This is a genomic window from Polynucleobacter necessarius, assembly GCF_900095205.1.
Taxonomy (GTDB): Bacteria; Pseudomonadota; Gammaproteobacteria; order Burkholderiales; family Burkholderiaceae; genus Polynucleobacter; species Polynucleobacter necessarius_E.
Genome location: NZ_LT606951.1, coordinates 1214784 through 1227952, shown reverse-complemented (window position 1 = coordinate 1227952; position 13169 = coordinate 1214784). Strand labels below are relative to the sequence as shown.

Annotated in this window: 14 protein-coding genes and 3 pseudogenes; all 17 read left to right on the top strand. The window is 44.9% G+C overall.

From position 1 onward, the window contains the following. Positions 1-41: 41 nt before the first annotated feature. The 17 genes and pseudogenes from DXE37_RS06760 to DXE37_RS06705 all read left to right on the top strand — a co-directional run bounded on the left by DXE37_RS06760 (position 42) and on the right by DXE37_RS06705 (position 13161). A pseudogene (locus tag DXE37_RS06760) lies at positions 42-914 on the top strand (YVTN family beta-propeller repeat protein). Next, positions 905-1147 carry a polysaccharide deacetylase family protein gene (locus DXE37_RS13535; protein WP_331852138.1) on the top strand — a complete coding sequence of 81 codons (243 nt, stop codon included), beginning with the start codon at positions 905-907 and terminating at the stop codon, positions 1145-1147. Before DXE37_RS06760 ends, DXE37_RS13535 begins: the two are co-directional and overlap by 10 nt. Then, positions 1108-1308, top strand: coding sequence for a hypothetical protein (locus DXE37_RS12690; protein ID WP_231971214.1), 201 nt, complete (start codon positions 1108-1110; stop codon positions 1306-1308). Before DXE37_RS13535 ends, DXE37_RS12690 begins: the two co-directional genes overlap by 40 nt. Then, positions 1292-1702, top strand: a complete 411-nt coding sequence (locus DXE37_RS12685; protein WP_231971213.1) for a polysaccharide deacetylase family protein — start codon at positions 1292-1294, stop codon at positions 1700-1702. Before DXE37_RS12690 ends, DXE37_RS12685 begins: the two co-directional genes overlap by 17 nt. A 174-nt stretch (positions 1703-1876) precedes the next feature. Continuing rightward, the gene (locus tag DXE37_RS06750) at positions 1877-2680 is read left to right on the top strand and encodes a sterol desaturase family protein (protein WP_231971212.1); all 804 of its coding nucleotides are present in this window, start codon (positions 1877-1879) and stop codon (positions 2678-2680) included. A 27-nt stretch (positions 2681-2707) separates the two neighbouring features. After that, entirely contained in the window at positions 2708-3580 is an 873-nt protein-coding gene (locus DXE37_RS06745) for an EI24 domain-containing protein (RefSeq protein WP_114636977.1), read from the top strand. 114 nt (positions 3581-3694) lie between these two features. Continuing rightward, positions 3695-4434 (top strand): annotated as a pseudogene (locus DXE37_RS06740) (competence/damage-inducible protein A). A gap of 206 nt (positions 4435-4640) precedes the next feature. After that, on the top strand, positions 4641-6056 hold the full coding sequence (gene glnA / locus DXE37_RS06735) for a type I glutamate--ammonia ligase (protein WP_114636976.1): 1416 nt from the start codon (positions 4641-4643) through the stop codon (positions 6054-6056). 91 nt (positions 6057-6147) lie between these two features. Next, positions 6148-7212, top strand: a pseudogene (gene glnL, locus DXE37_RS06730) (nitrogen regulation protein NR(II)). Beyond that, entirely contained in the window at positions 7209-8663 is a 1455-nt protein-coding gene (gene ntrC, locus DXE37_RS06725) for a nitrogen regulation protein NR(I) (protein ID WP_114636975.1), read from the top strand. The pseudogene glnL and the gene ntrC overlap by 4 nt, the downstream one beginning before the upstream one ends. Continuing rightward, complete coding sequence (xth, locus tag DXE37_RS06720) at positions 8656-9504, top strand: exodeoxyribonuclease III (RefSeq protein ID WP_114636974.1); 849 nt, start codon at positions 8656-8658, stop codon at positions 9502-9504. The genes ntrC and xth overlap by 8 nt, the downstream gene beginning before the upstream one ends. 187 nt (positions 9505-9691) lie before the next feature. Next, positions 9692-10540, top strand: coding sequence for a lipase family protein (locus DXE37_RS12680; RefSeq protein WP_231971211.1), 849 nt, complete (start codon positions 9692-9694; stop codon positions 10538-10540). A 151-nt stretch (positions 10541-10691) separates the two neighbouring features. After that, positions 10692-10967 (top strand): lipase family protein, encoded by a 276-nt coding sequence (locus DXE37_RS12675; protein ID WP_231971210.1) that lies wholly within the window; start codon positions 10692-10694, stop codon positions 10965-10967. 194 nt (positions 10968-11161) lie between these two features. Beyond that, positions 11162-11716 (top strand): thiamine pyrophosphate-binding protein, encoded by a 555-nt coding sequence (locus DXE37_RS11535; protein ID WP_197713222.1) that lies wholly within the window; start codon positions 11162-11164, stop codon positions 11714-11716. Further along, positions 11701-12012: a hypothetical protein gene (locus DXE37_RS11530; protein ID WP_197713135.1), complete on the top strand. Its 312-nt coding sequence runs from the start codon at positions 11701-11703 to the stop codon at positions 12010-12012. Before DXE37_RS11535 ends, DXE37_RS11530 begins: the two co-directional genes overlap by 16 nt. 181 nt (positions 12013-12193) lie before the next feature. Beyond that, positions 12194-12685 carry a thiamine pyrophosphate-dependent enzyme gene (locus DXE37_RS11525; protein WP_197713134.1) on the top strand — a complete coding sequence of 164 codons (492 nt, stop codon included), beginning with the start codon at positions 12194-12196 and terminating at the stop codon, positions 12683-12685. After that, positions 12685-13161, top strand: a complete 477-nt coding sequence (locus tag DXE37_RS06705) for a twin-arginine translocation signal domain-containing protein (RefSeq protein ID WP_114636973.1) — start codon at positions 12685-12687, stop codon at positions 13159-13161. Before DXE37_RS11525 ends, DXE37_RS06705 begins: the two co-directional genes overlap by 1 nt. The last annotated feature ends 8 nt before the right edge of the window (positions 13162-13169 follow it).

Here is a 13169-nt window from a genome sequence, read left to right as displayed (position 1 = left end):
ATTGAAAACGGAGGTTTTCGCACGCTAGCGACCTCCGCAGTATTGGCACTTCTGTTATTAAATCATCGCGTCAAGTCATTAAAACCATTCCTGTTGGAAAAGAGCCGCATCACTTGATGATGACGCCGGATCAGAAAACGCTGTTGATTGCAAATGCCGCAGGCAATGATGTTGTCCTAATGAATCCTACTACTGGAGAATTAACTGGCAGAATTCCAAACATCATCGATCCTTATCAAATTGGATACTCACCGAATCACAAATGGTTTGTGGCCAACGGCAATCGTTTAGATCGCGTGGATATTTATGCTGCTGATGGCGCGAATCTAAAATTGGCGAAGACGGTGAAGTTGGCGAAGACGCCAAGTCATATTGCCTTTACCTCTGATAGCAAAATCGCATTTATTACTTTGCAAGATTCCAGTGAATCAGCAGCGATCGATCTAGAAACACAAAATGTTTTATGAGTCATGCCAACTGGAAAAGTGCCTGCTGGTTTGTGGATGACTCCTGGCGATCAATATCTTTTAGTTGGTATTACTGTGGCGATGACTATGTGCAGATCATTGATTGGAAGACTCGTAAAGAGGTCAAACGTATCCCTACTGGCAAGGGCCGCCCACAACTTCCGTCCCTTGGGTGACAAGAAGCATGTCTTCATCAGCAATCGAATTGCCTCCACTATTAGCCTGATTAATATGCAAACCCTTGAAAAGGTCGGCAATATTATAGGCCTTCCTGCTGGTCCTGATGACATGGAGATCACTCCAGATGGCAAAACCATGTGGGTGACTTTTCGTTTCTCCAAAAAAGTGGGCGTCATTGATATCCCAACGATGAAATTGGTAACGGCCATTCCGGTTGGTAAATCACCTCATGGTGTGTTCTTTACTCCAAGGGCTGGATGGGAATAACAATCGCGATGGGTCATCACTTATTTGCATGTTTTGCAGCCGCGCTTTTGCTCGGCTGTTTTTCATTGGGCAGTATTGCTCAGGCTGCGGAATGTAAAAAGAAGGTTTATCTCACTTTTGATACAGGAAACACGTCTGTAGCAGAGAAGGTTGCAGAGATTTTGAGGCGACAAAATGTGAAAGCCACTTTTTCTTGGCTAATGAGAAAACCTTTCGTGGCGATTTTTCCTTAGATGACTCCTGGAAAGCCTATTGGCAGGAACGCGTTAAAGAAGGCCATCACTTTGGTAGTCATACATACGACCATACTTACTTTGTTAAAGATGGTCCAAAGGGTGAGGTATTTGAAAAGCCTCAATTTGGCCCCAAAGCAGGGGATGACACTTTTATATAACGAAGCAGCCATGTGCAAAGAAATCCGCAGGGTAGACCAGCGTTTTCAAGAGTTAACTGACCAAGGATTGCAAAGAATTTGGCGCGCTCCTGGTGGCAAAATTTCTCCAACCTTAATTCGGATGGGGGATATGTGTGGCTATCAACACATAGGCTGGGCCTCTGCCGGTTTCTTGGGGGATGAGCTAAATTCCGATAAACACCCCAATAGCCATCTTTTGGATAAGGCTAGCCGTACTATTGCCGATGGGGATATCACCATGGTCCATTTGGGTGCCTGGTCTAGAAAAGATCCTTGGGCACCTGCTGTTCTTGAGCAACTCATCGTGAACTTCAAGGGCCGCGGGTTCTGCTTTGGTCTGCTACCCAAAGATTCTGCAATTGCGTCAAAATAAGGCATGGATTTATCGACTATCACCTCTTCGATTTCAAGTGCTTACGGCAGTATTCAGGAGTTTCTTTTTTCTCAGATTGTGGGTCCGATTCTTTATCAATTTGATTTAATGTCCTGAGCTGAAGACGTATTTGATGGCATCGATTGGTTCTTATTTGGTTGCATACAGGTTTTCTTGATCTTTTTTGTCGTAAGAACTTGGGAGCGAATAGCTCCCGCAGAAAAACAAGAGCGTTTTGCAAAATCAAGCAGGGCAGATGTGTTCTACACCCTGTTCCATCGCCTAGGAATTTTTCATGGCATCTTATTTATCTTGTTATCAGGATTCTTTTTTGAGATCGACTCCATACTGCATGATTTTCGTTTTGCCAGACTGAATGTGGAGTCTTGGTGGCCTGGAGTAACTTCAGTCCCTGCTATTAGCTTCTTGATCTACCTCATTCTCTTAGACTTTGTGGATTATCTTTATCACCGTGCTTCACATACGTTTAACTGGTGGTGGCAATTGCACGCTTTGCACCACAGTCAAACTGTCATGACGGCTTGGTCGGATAACCGTAATCACGTCTTAGATGACATCATGCGCGCTGTATTCATGGCCTTCTTTGCGCTGTTATTTGGAGTATCGCCCGGTCAATTCATTGCCTTGGTTGCCTTAAGCCAATTTATTCAAAGTTGGCAGCATGCCAATATCAAAATTGATTTAGGTGCAGCACGATATTTCCTGATTTCGCCGATGTATCATCGCATGCATCATGCAGTGGGGTATGGGCACGAGGCGAAGGGCAAGCCGGGAGTGTTAGGAGGCGGTTGCAATTTTGGCATTTTGTTTCCATGGTGGGACATGTTATTTAGAACAACCATCTTCCCAAAAGAGGTCTATCCTACGGGGGTAAGAAATTTATCGGTTTCGCAAAATATCCTTACTCAACAATGGCAAGGCTTAGTGCAGGCTGTTAAAGAATTAAAGCCTAAGTAGATTCAATCTAAAGGCATTAGGAGTGGTATGGTCGGATTACAGCAAGTATTTAAATCATTTGGTATGGCTCTAGTTGGGACTATGCATCCTCGCATGCTATGGCTGGGCTTAAGACCATTTTTAATCGTGTCGATTTTGTGGGGGTGTCTCATTTGGCTTATTTGGACACCAGCACTTGAAGTTCTCAGTATTTTTCTAACGACATCGATCTTTACCAGTTGGATACAAGAAGGTTTGATTTGGGCTGGCTTTGAAAATGCTAGGGCATGGATTGCTCCGCTATTTTTTGTGATGCTCATCATTCCACTCATCACGATTAGCTTATTAGTCTTTATTGCTTTTTCAACAGTCCCAGCAATTGTGAAGATTGCATGCAAGCAATCTCAATTCCAAGATCTAGAGTGCAAGCGGGGTGGAGGCATCTTTGGAAGCTTAATTTATAGCTTATGGTCTGCGTTGCTGTGTCTGGTCTTGGTGATGCTGACTTTGCCAGTTTGGTGGGTACCTCCATTGGTGGCTGTTTTGCCGCCATTGCTATGGGGTTGGCTAACGATGCGTCTTATGTCATATGACGTACTGGCAAAACATGCTAGCCCTGAAGAGCGCGATCAGCTCATTGAAAAATACCGTTGGCCATTACTTTGCATGGGTATTGCATCTGGAATGCTTGGTGCGGTACCGACTTTCTTTTGGGCTACATCAGCGTTAGCCTTGGTCTTGTTTCCGATTGTTAGCTTTGTGGCGCTTTGGGTCTATTCCCTCATCTTTGTGTTTGCAGCGCTTTGGTTTAGCTACTTCTTATTAGATGCGCTAAAGCAATTGAGGGAAGAGGAATTAGACAAGGCGCTAACAGTGCAATCGCGTGTGGTTGATATGGAACTTCCCTATCAGGGTCAATGAGATGGTTGATATGATGAAAAAAGTAGAAGTCGAAGAGACAAAAAAGAACAGCGCCGTTTCGGTTTAATTGTGATTGGCGATGAGATTTTGTCTGGTCGGCGACAAGATAAGCATATGAGTAAGCTCATTGAATTGCCCAATGAGCGCGGACTGAGTCTAGCTTGGGCAAAGTATGTTGCTGATGACCCCGAGCAAATACTGCCACCCTAAAGAAAGTTTTGCTAGTGGAGATGTGGTGTTTAGTACAGGCGGTATTGGTGCGACACCAGATGATCACACTCGTCAATGCGCGGCGCTTGCATTGGGAACGAAAACAGAATTGTATCCGACAGCGCAAGAATTGATTGCTGGCCGCAATCAATCGATGGCTGAGGGCGATCCAATTAAGTCTGATTTAAATACTCCTGAAAACCAGCACCGCTTCAAGATGGGCGAGTTTCCCATCGGCAGTGAAATCATTCCAAATCCGTATAACCAAATCCCAGGCTTTCGGATCCGTGAGCACCACTTTGTTCCTGGCTTCCCAGTAATGGCTGCCCCGATGATGGTTTGGTGTTTGGATACGCATTACAAAGATTTATTTCATCAAGAAAATTGGGCGGAACAGAGTTTTATCGTGCCTAAAGGAATTGAGTCCACTTTGACGCCACTAATGGAGCGCATTGAGGCCAGCTTTCCCGGGGTGAAGGTCTTTAGCCTACCCTCTGTTGGCGGATCCCGCCAAGGGCGGCGTCTATGCTCAACGCCATATCGAATTGGGCATCAAAGGCAATGCCAACCTGCTGGATAGTGCCTGGATTGCTTTAAGAACGGGCACGCAAGAGCTGGGCTACGAAATTCACGATATCAGCTAGTCTGCTAGGCACTAAAAAGGTGCAAATCGGTTTTTTTAGGCTATATGCGTGGTAATTGAGCGCTTTTTAATAGTGCGATAATAAGGGTTCCCATTTGTTTGCTTCAGTAAATTACATACATCCATTAGGCATGTTTGGTGCCTGGAATAAACAAGGGTGTATGCCTTAAGTTTTAATTCCGAATTTAGTTAACAGGGGAGATTTGCATGACGAAGACCGTCGCTGATGTGATGAAGTTGGTTAAAGAGAAAGAATGTATTTTTGTTGATTTTCGCTTTGTAGATACAAAGGGTAAAGAGCAACACACGACAGTTCCTATCTCTGCTTTTGACGAAGACAAATTTGAGAGTGGTCATGCATTTGACGGCTCATCAATTGCTGGTTGGAAGGGTATTGAAGCATCAGACATGTTGCTCAAACCAGACCCAACAGCTGCTTACATCGATCCTTTCTATGAAGAGCCAACATTGGTTCTGACATGCGACGTTATCGAGCCAGCAGACGGCAAAGGTTACGACCGTGATCCACGTTCTATCGCTAAACGCGCTGAAGCGTATTTGAAGAGCACAGGCTTAGGCGATGCTGCTTACTTTGGTCCAGAGCCAGAATTCTTTATTTTTGACGGCGTTCGTTGGGGTGCCGATATGCAGGGTTGCTTCGTGAAAATTGATTCCGAAGAAGCTCCATGGTCATCTAGTGCTGAAATTGAAGGAGGTAATACTGGTCACCGTCCAGGCAAAAAAGGCGGTTACCTCCCAGTTGCTCCTGTAGACACATTCCAAGATATGCGTTCTGAAATGTGCTTGATTCTTGAATCATTGGGCATTCCAGTTGAAGTTCATCACCATGAGGTTGCTGGTCAAGGCCAAAACGAATTGGGTACAAAGTTCAGCACATTGGTACAGCGCGCTGACTGGACTATCTGGCAGAAATACGTTATTCAAAACGTAGCACATGCTTATGGCAAGACAGCAACATTTATGCCTAAGCCAGTTGTTGGCGATAACGGTTCTGGTATGCACGTTCACCAATCTGTTTGGAAGAATGGCGAGAACTTATTTGCTGGTAATGGTTATGCTGGTTTGTCAGAGTTTGCTCTGTTCTACATCGGCGGCATCATTAAGCACGCTAAGGCATTGAACGCGATTACTAACCCAGGTACAAACTCATACAAGCGTTTGGTTCCAGGTTTTGAGGCCCCGGTTAAATTGGCTTACTCAGCACGTAACCGTTCTGCTTCTATCCGTATTCCACACGTTCCAAGTCCTAAGGGCCGTCGTATTGAGACTCGTTTCCCAGATCCATTGGCTAACCCATACTTGGCATTCTCTGCCTTGTTGATGGCTGGTTTGGACGGCGTGCAAAACAAGATTCAACCAGGTGAAGCTGCTGACAAGAACTTGTATAACTTGCCTCCAGAAGAAGACGCAAAGATCCCAACCGTTTGCGCCAGCTTGAAAGAAGCATTGGATGCATTGAAGAAAGATCACGAGTTCTTGACTCGCGGTGGAGTATTCACTGAATCTATGATCGATGCATATATCAATTTGAAGATGGAAGATGTCACACGTTTCCGTATGACAACCCATCCAATCGAATTTGATATGTACTACTCCCTGTAAGCGAAGGAGAGAACTTGAGCGCAGGTCTGTTGCGCAATTCGTTTAAGGGAGCAGCTTCGGCTGCTCCTTTTTTCCGACATTGCTTGATCAGATGCCCAATGCCATCGTGGTATTTGCGGCTGAGAACCAACAACAATTGGTATATGTGAATCCAGCTACTGAGTTCAGCATTGGATCTTTCACGTAAATCACTTGAGGGTCAATCTGTGCACAATTTATTTGGCGATAACGAAGCATTAAGTTCGATAATTTTCGAAGTGAAGCAAGGGCATGTGTCAGCCCAACGTCAAGAAATGATGTTGCATTCGATGCCTAGCAGTATTCATCAAGAGACTATTCCGGCACATGTGGTTGTGGCGGCCTTGGAAGATCCAGCTCTCATCATGATGGAGTGGTTTCCTATCGATCAACAGTTGCGTAGTGAGCGAGATGAACGCGTAACGCAGCAAGTTGAAGCAAATAAACAGTTGATGCGCAATTTAGCGCATGAGATTAAAAATCCATTAGGTGGTATTCGTGGGGCAGCTCAATTACTCGAGTTTGAGCTGCCAGAAAAAGGATTGCGAGAATATACGCAAGTCATTATTAAAGAATCTGATCGCCTGCAAACATTGGTAGATCGCCTGTTGGCACCTCATCGCAAAGCACATGTGATGGAATCCTTTAATGTGCATGAAGCCCTTGAGCGTGTGCGTAGTTTAGTACTAGCTGAGTTTCCAAAAGGTCTGCGCGCATTATTCGCAATTACGATACGAGCTTGCCCTGATTTGCTTGGGGATCGAGAGCAGTTGATTCAGGCAACTCTCAATATTGTTCACAACGCAGCCCAAGCGCTGACTGAAGAGATTCGTACTGGAGTAGCGCAAATAGAGTTAAAGACTCGGGTAGCGCGTTCGGTCACGATTGCTAAACATCGCTATAAATTAGCGATGGATCTGCACGTGATTGATAACGGTCCTGGTATTCCAGAAGAAATTATTGAGCGCATCTTCTTTCTCTTGGTATCGGGGGTGGGGAGGGTGGTGGTGGGCTTGGGCTCACCTTAGCGCAAACTTTTGTTCAACAGCATCAGGGATTTATTACTTGTAATAGTCGCCCTGGACGTACTAACTTTCATATTCAAATTCCATACCGTAGGCAGGAGAAAGCATCATGAAACCAATTTGGATCGTAGATGACGATCAATCTATTCGTTGGGTCCTCGAAAAAGCTTTATCGCGCGAAAATATTCCGCATAAGAGCTTTTCTAATCCCAATGACGTTCTCAATGCTCTTGAAAAAGAAACCCCTCAGGTTTTGATTTCTGATATTCGCATGCCACGCGGTAATGGTTTAGATCTATTGCAACATGTGAAGGCAAGCCATCCGCAATTACCAGTCATCATCATGACAGCACATTCAGACTTGGATTCTGCAGTCTCCTCATTTCAAGGCGGTGCTTTTGAATACCTTACAAAACCGTTCGACGTGGAAAAGGCAGTTGAGTTAATTCATCGTGCGGTAGAGCAAGGCATCCGCAATGAATCTGGCAAAAAAGAATTGACCGCATGGAGACAAGATGCGACTGAGATTATTGGTCATCAAGCACCAGCAATGCAAGAGATTTTCCGTGCGATAGGTCGTTTGGCGCAATCCAATGTTACCGTTCTCATCACTGGTGAATCTGGTACAGGCAAAGAATTGGTGGCCCATGCGTTACACAAACACAGTCCTTGCGCTAAAGGCCCATTTATCTCATTGAGCACCTCTGCTGTACCTAAAGATTTTCTGGAATCGGAATTATTTGGCCATGAACGTAGTGCTTTTCCAGGTGCGCAGACCTTGCGTCGCGGACGTTTTGAGCAAGCAGATGGCGGAACTCTATTTTTAGGTGAGGTGGGAGATCTGCCGTTTGACCTTCAAACCCGTTTATTAAGAGTGTTGTCTGATGGTCATTTTTATCGCATCGGCGGTCAAGATCCTATTAAGGCTAATGTTCGCATCATTGCTTCAACCCATCAAAATTTGGAAGCCAGGGTAGCTGCAGGGCTTTTCCGCGAAGATCTATTGCATCGTTTGAATGTCATACGTTTGCGCATGCCTTCCTTGCGTGAGCGCACAGAAGATATTCCGATGTTGGCAAGGCGCTTTATGCTGAGCTGCGCTAAATCTTTGGGTGTTGAGCCTAAAAAACTTTCAGATGAGGTGCTAAAAGAAATCAGTACGATGCCTTTTCCTGGAAATGTTCGTCAATTAGAGAACTTATGTCATTGGCTAACAGTCATGATATCTGCCAATATTATTGGTGTGAACGACCTTCCTGCAGATATCGTAGCTCAGGCTAATGAGCAGCCTATCGTGCTTCAAGGAGAGTCTGCACCAAATTCTGCTAGCGTTATTAAAGTAGCCTCAGGCGATTGGGAGAGTGGTTTAGGGCGTCTTGCCGTAAAGATGTTGCAGGATAGTGATAAGGAAGTGTTTGATGCTCTTACTGCACGCTTTGAAAAAGCGGTGTTACAGGCTGCTCTCGAAGTCACTCGGGGTAGAAGAGTGGAGACTGCCCAGCGTCTGGGGATTGGTCGCAACACTATCACTCGAAAGTTGCAAGAGTTAGGAATCGATGACTGATTCAGTTCGAATAGCAGCGTGGAATGTGAATTCTCTCAAGGTTCGCCTTCCGCAAGTATTGCGCTGGTTACAGGATCAGGAAAAAAAGCAACAACCCATCGATGCACTTTGCTTGCAGGAGTTGAAGCTGACTGATGATAAGTATCCTCATAAAGAATTAGAGGATGCTGGTTATCTGAATTTAGCTGCGGGACAAAAAACCTATAACGGGGTTGCGATCATTCTGCGTAAAGCTGCTTTGGCGCCAATTGCGACCGATGTTGAAACAGCGTTTCTAAAGCCCATCAGAAATATTCCGAATCACGCCGATGATCAGCAACGAATACTTGCGGCCACAGTATGTTTTGCTGGTACTCAACCCATGAGATTGATATCGGCGTATTTCCCTAATGGTCAATCGCCAGATAGCGATAAATTCCAATACAAGTTGAGTTGGTTAACCGCATTACAAACTTGGTTAGCGGAAGAGTTGCAACAAAATTCACGACTAGCACTCTTAGGCGACTTTAATATAGCCCCAGCTGATGAGGATGTGCATGATCCCAAAGCTTGGGTGGGTCAGAACCTTGTTTCTCCGCCAGAGCGCGAAGTATTTCAAGAGTTGATTCAGCTTGGATTGAATGATTCCTTCAGAATGTTTGAACAAGCACCCAAGACATTTAGTTGGTGGGACTACCGCATGATGGGTTTCAGAAGAAATGCTGGCATGCGTATTGACCACATTCTATTAAGCGCAGCACTCAAAGAAAAATGTAGCACTAGCATAGTGGATAAAGAGCCTAGAACATGGGAGCAGCCATCCGACCATGCTCCAGTGATTGCGACGATAAAAAAGTCTTAACTTGGTCTTCCAATGCTCTGGTTGAGCTGACAAGAAGGTTGATAAGGTTGGTAGATCGACCAGACTGCATAAGGCCATAACCAGTTAAGGAGTTTGTTATATTAATTGCAAATTCTCTTTTTAAAATTATTGGCACCTTTTTTAATCCTCCTTTATTACCTATGCAAAAATAACACGTTTTTATGCTTTGGCACTTGGTGCAGTACTCAGTATTCTTTCATCGGTTGTTTATGCGGATCCACCAATGCAAGCTTTTTATGCTGCCGTTATGAAAAGGACACCAGAGGGTAAGTTAGGGCAGGTTATCAAGCAAGAATCCATAGCAACCTCGGTGAATGGTGCGCAGGCTTGGAAGATTGCCTATATCTCTTCTGCTATCTCAGGACGTAAAACTATTTCAACTGGTCTCGTGGTTACGCCTGTAGGACCAGCTCCAGCGGGTGGTCGTCCTGTAATGAGTTGGGCGCACGGCACAACAGGCTCAGCGCAAAATTGTGGCCCATCCCAAGTCACTGATCCCGCAGTGCCCCTGAATGAGTATTTTTTGGTGGGTGGTAATTGCTGGACGGACTACGGACTTCCAGCTGTTGAAGAATTTATTAAGGAAGGTTATGCATTGGTAGTCACTGATTACCAAGGTTTGGGCAGTGGTGGTAGACATCAATATAGTGTGGCCGCGACGAATGGCATGGATACACTCAATGCTGCGCGTGCAGCAGTCTCCATGAAAGAAACAGGCGCTAATAAAAAGACTCTGGTTTATGGTTGGTCTCAGGGTGGCGGAGCAGCAATTGCTTTAGCGGGTATGCCCGAGTACATCAAGCAGAATGGTACTGTAGCGGATAATCTTGATATTGTTGGTTTTGTTGCCTTGGCTCCTCAAGATATTTCCATGCTTGCGCCAGCCGGCAAGCTGGATCAGGCTGCTGCTGATAAATACTTTCAGGGCTCGCAAAAGATGTTTTTAGATAACGTCTTTAATTTCACTCATGCGACGATGCATTACTGGGGAACGCAAGCTGTTTTCCTGATCTGAAGTTAGCCGACATCTTTACAGATGAAGGTGTAAAAGTAGCCAATGAGATATATAGCAATAAATGTATGCATGCTGCTAGCGATACATTCAACTTCAACTATGGCTTAAGTTATGCGGCTTTATTAAAGCAAACTCCTGTTAATACAGTTGCGTGGGCGCAAGCAATGCAAAAGGCGGCGTGCCTGTAGTAAAACCCGTTGCGCCGGTGCAAATTTACTTTGGATCAAAAGATACTGCTGTTCCACCAGTAATGCATAAGCTTTATCAAGATCAAATATGCAAGTTAGGCGGTAGCGTAGGAAGAATGCAGTTGCCTGGAGAACAATCCCACTTTACGACCCCCACAACATCTAAGCCTTTTTATTTAGCTTGGGTTAAGGATCGAGTGGCTGGCAAGCCGTTAGCCAATGCATGTCCAAAGGATTAGATTGAATTTATCAAATAAATGGGAGTGTTTATGGCCAACGCCAATATCACGGTTGCAGAATATGTGCTCAATCGCTTGGCTGATTTGGGGATTGATCGAGTATTTGGTGTTCCTTGGAGATCATTCTTTTCCATTTGATGATGCTATTGAAGCATGCGATCGGCTTCAATGGATTGTTTGCGCTAATGAGTTAAATTGCAGCTTATGCCGCAGATGGGTATGCCCGGATTAATGGCGCACCCATTTTATCGGCTACATATGGTGTGGGTGAGCTAAGTGCCATCAATGGCGTAATGGGTGCAAAGTCTCAGCGCTTACCAGTTTTTCATATTGTTGGCGCGCCAAGTACCCAAATTCAGAGGCAGAATCTTATTACGCATCACACTTTAGGGGATGGTGTTTATAACAATTTTCGATCTCTGTTGGAGGCAGCTTGTTGTGTGTCCGCCTATTTGACGCCAGATAAGGCAATCGAAGAGATGGAGCGAGTTATTAGAGAAGCGTTGCGTTTAAGTGCACCTGCCTGCATTACTGTGCCGATGGACCTGGGCAAAATGCCTATTATTGGTAAGTCAATAAAAGGCTCACCTCTTGCTGAGATCACGAGGGCCCGAAGTGACCCAGCTTCCTTGGAGGCTGCTATAGAGTTTGTCTTGGAGAAAATAAAAGCCGCCAATAGGGTTATTGCTTTGCCAACTCAGTTTGCTGCTAATTTTGGCGCCCTAGAAGGCGTGTGCAACAGTTGTTAAATCAATCCAACATTCCATACGCTACAACGCCGATGGATAAGGCGGTAATTTCTGAGGCGCATCCTAGTTTCCTGGGAATATACAACGGCATGAGTTCTAGTCCGGCTAGTTTAAAAGCAACTGTTGAGAGTGCTGATTTGGTATTGGATATTGGTGGCGTGGTGTTTGAAGACTTCAACACGACATTTTGGGCGGACAACATTGCTCAATCTAAGCTACTTACTTTGGGGGATCAATTTGTCAGAATGGGTAATATTTTGCTGGTGTTATGTTGTGTGACATCCTTGACGGCTTAACCCAGAAAGTGAGTGCTCAAGTCGGCTCTCCCATAAAAGGCCAGCAAGCACAAATGCCTCTGGTAGGGTTGCCAAGCGATCCCACATCTTCAGAGAATTTTATCCACGCTTACAAAAAATACTGAAAACAGGTGATGTATTAGTTGTAGAGACAGGTACCTGCATCATACATACCACACCCATGTGGCTACCTGATGGTGTTGGCTTTCAAACCCAGACATTATGGGGATCTATTGGTTGGGCAACACCTGCTGCTGAAGGTATATGTATGGCTAATAAAAAAGGACGAACGATATTAATAACTGGAGATGGATCTCATCAATTAACAGCCAATGAGATTGGGGTTATGAGGTGTTACGGTATCAAGCCTATTATTTTTGTTTTGAATAATTCCATTTTTGGGGTTGAAAATGTTCTTAGCGAGATAGGGCCGTCGTATGATGAATTAGCGAAGTGGAATTACGCTCAAATTCCAGGGGCGATGGGATGTGAGTCCTGGTTTTCTAGTCGAGTAAGCACGGTAGCTGAGTTAGATGCAGCGATTGAAAAAGCGAATACTTTCGATGGCGCATCTTATGTTGAGGTAATGATTCCCGCATCAGAAAGTCAGCCATTACCTTTGAGTATACAAAACCAGGTTTATAAAACGAATACCCCAGTAAAAGGAGAGTAATGACCCAATCCGATCGCCGACATTTTCTGAAAACCTCTGCTGTAGGTGTTGCTGCCGTAGCTACGAGCACGCAGTCTTTTGCGCATTCACCACCCTTATCCAAAAAGACGATAGACGAAGTTCGAGCACTAGATGTACAAGAGATTCAGAAAACTACTTCCGCTTGGAATGATGGCCTAGCTCACCCAATCTCTTACAAAAATCCTCCAGGCAAAGGAAAGGATAGGGCGATTGTTTTAGGCGGCGGTTCCAAATACATGAGCTCATTTCTAGTGGGCTACTTTCATGCGATGCTAACCAACGGTATTGATCTGCGCTTAGCTGATATCGTAGTTGGTACATCTGCCGGTGCGGTGTTAGGAAGTGCGCTATTGGGTAGTCGCTTGGATCTATTCTCAGCAGAATTTAATTTATTGGCTGACTATCCCAAGATCATGGCAAAGTTGGTGCCAACAAAAAAATTCTCTCCTAGCTAAGAGCGTGT

What these genes read in the sequence shown, in the direction of transcription:
- DXE37_RS13535 (WP_331852138.1), top strand. Translation starts at nt 905, where the DNA reads ATGGGAATAACAATCGCGATGGGTCATCACTTATTTGCATGTTTTGCA.
- DXE37_RS12685 (WP_231971213.1), top strand. Translation starts at nt 1,292, where the DNA reads ATGACACTTTTATATAACGAAGCAGCCATGTGCAAAGAAATCCGCAGG.
- DXE37_RS06745 (WP_114636977.1), top strand. Translation starts at nt 2,708, where the DNA reads ATGGTCGGATTACAGCAAGTATTTAAATCATTTGGTATGGCTCTAGTT.
- glnA (WP_114636976.1), top strand. Translation starts at nt 4,641, where the DNA reads ATGACGAAGACCGTCGCTGATGTGATGAAGTTGGTTAAAGAGAAAGAA.
- ntrC (WP_114636975.1), top strand. Translation starts at nt 7,209, where the DNA reads ATGAAACCAATTTGGATCGTAGATGACGATCAATCTATTCGTTGGGTC.
- xth (WP_114636974.1), top strand. Translation starts at nt 8,656, where the DNA reads ATGACTGATTCAGTTCGAATAGCAGCGTGGAATGTGAATTCTCTCAAG.
- DXE37_RS11525 (WP_197713134.1), top strand. Translation starts at nt 12,194, where the DNA reads ATGTGGCTACCTGATGGTGTTGGCTTTCAAACCCAGACATTATGGGGA.
- DXE37_RS06705 (WP_114636973.1), top strand. Translation starts at nt 12,685, where the DNA reads ATGACCCAATCCGATCGCCGACATTTTCTGAAAACCTCTGCTGTAGGT.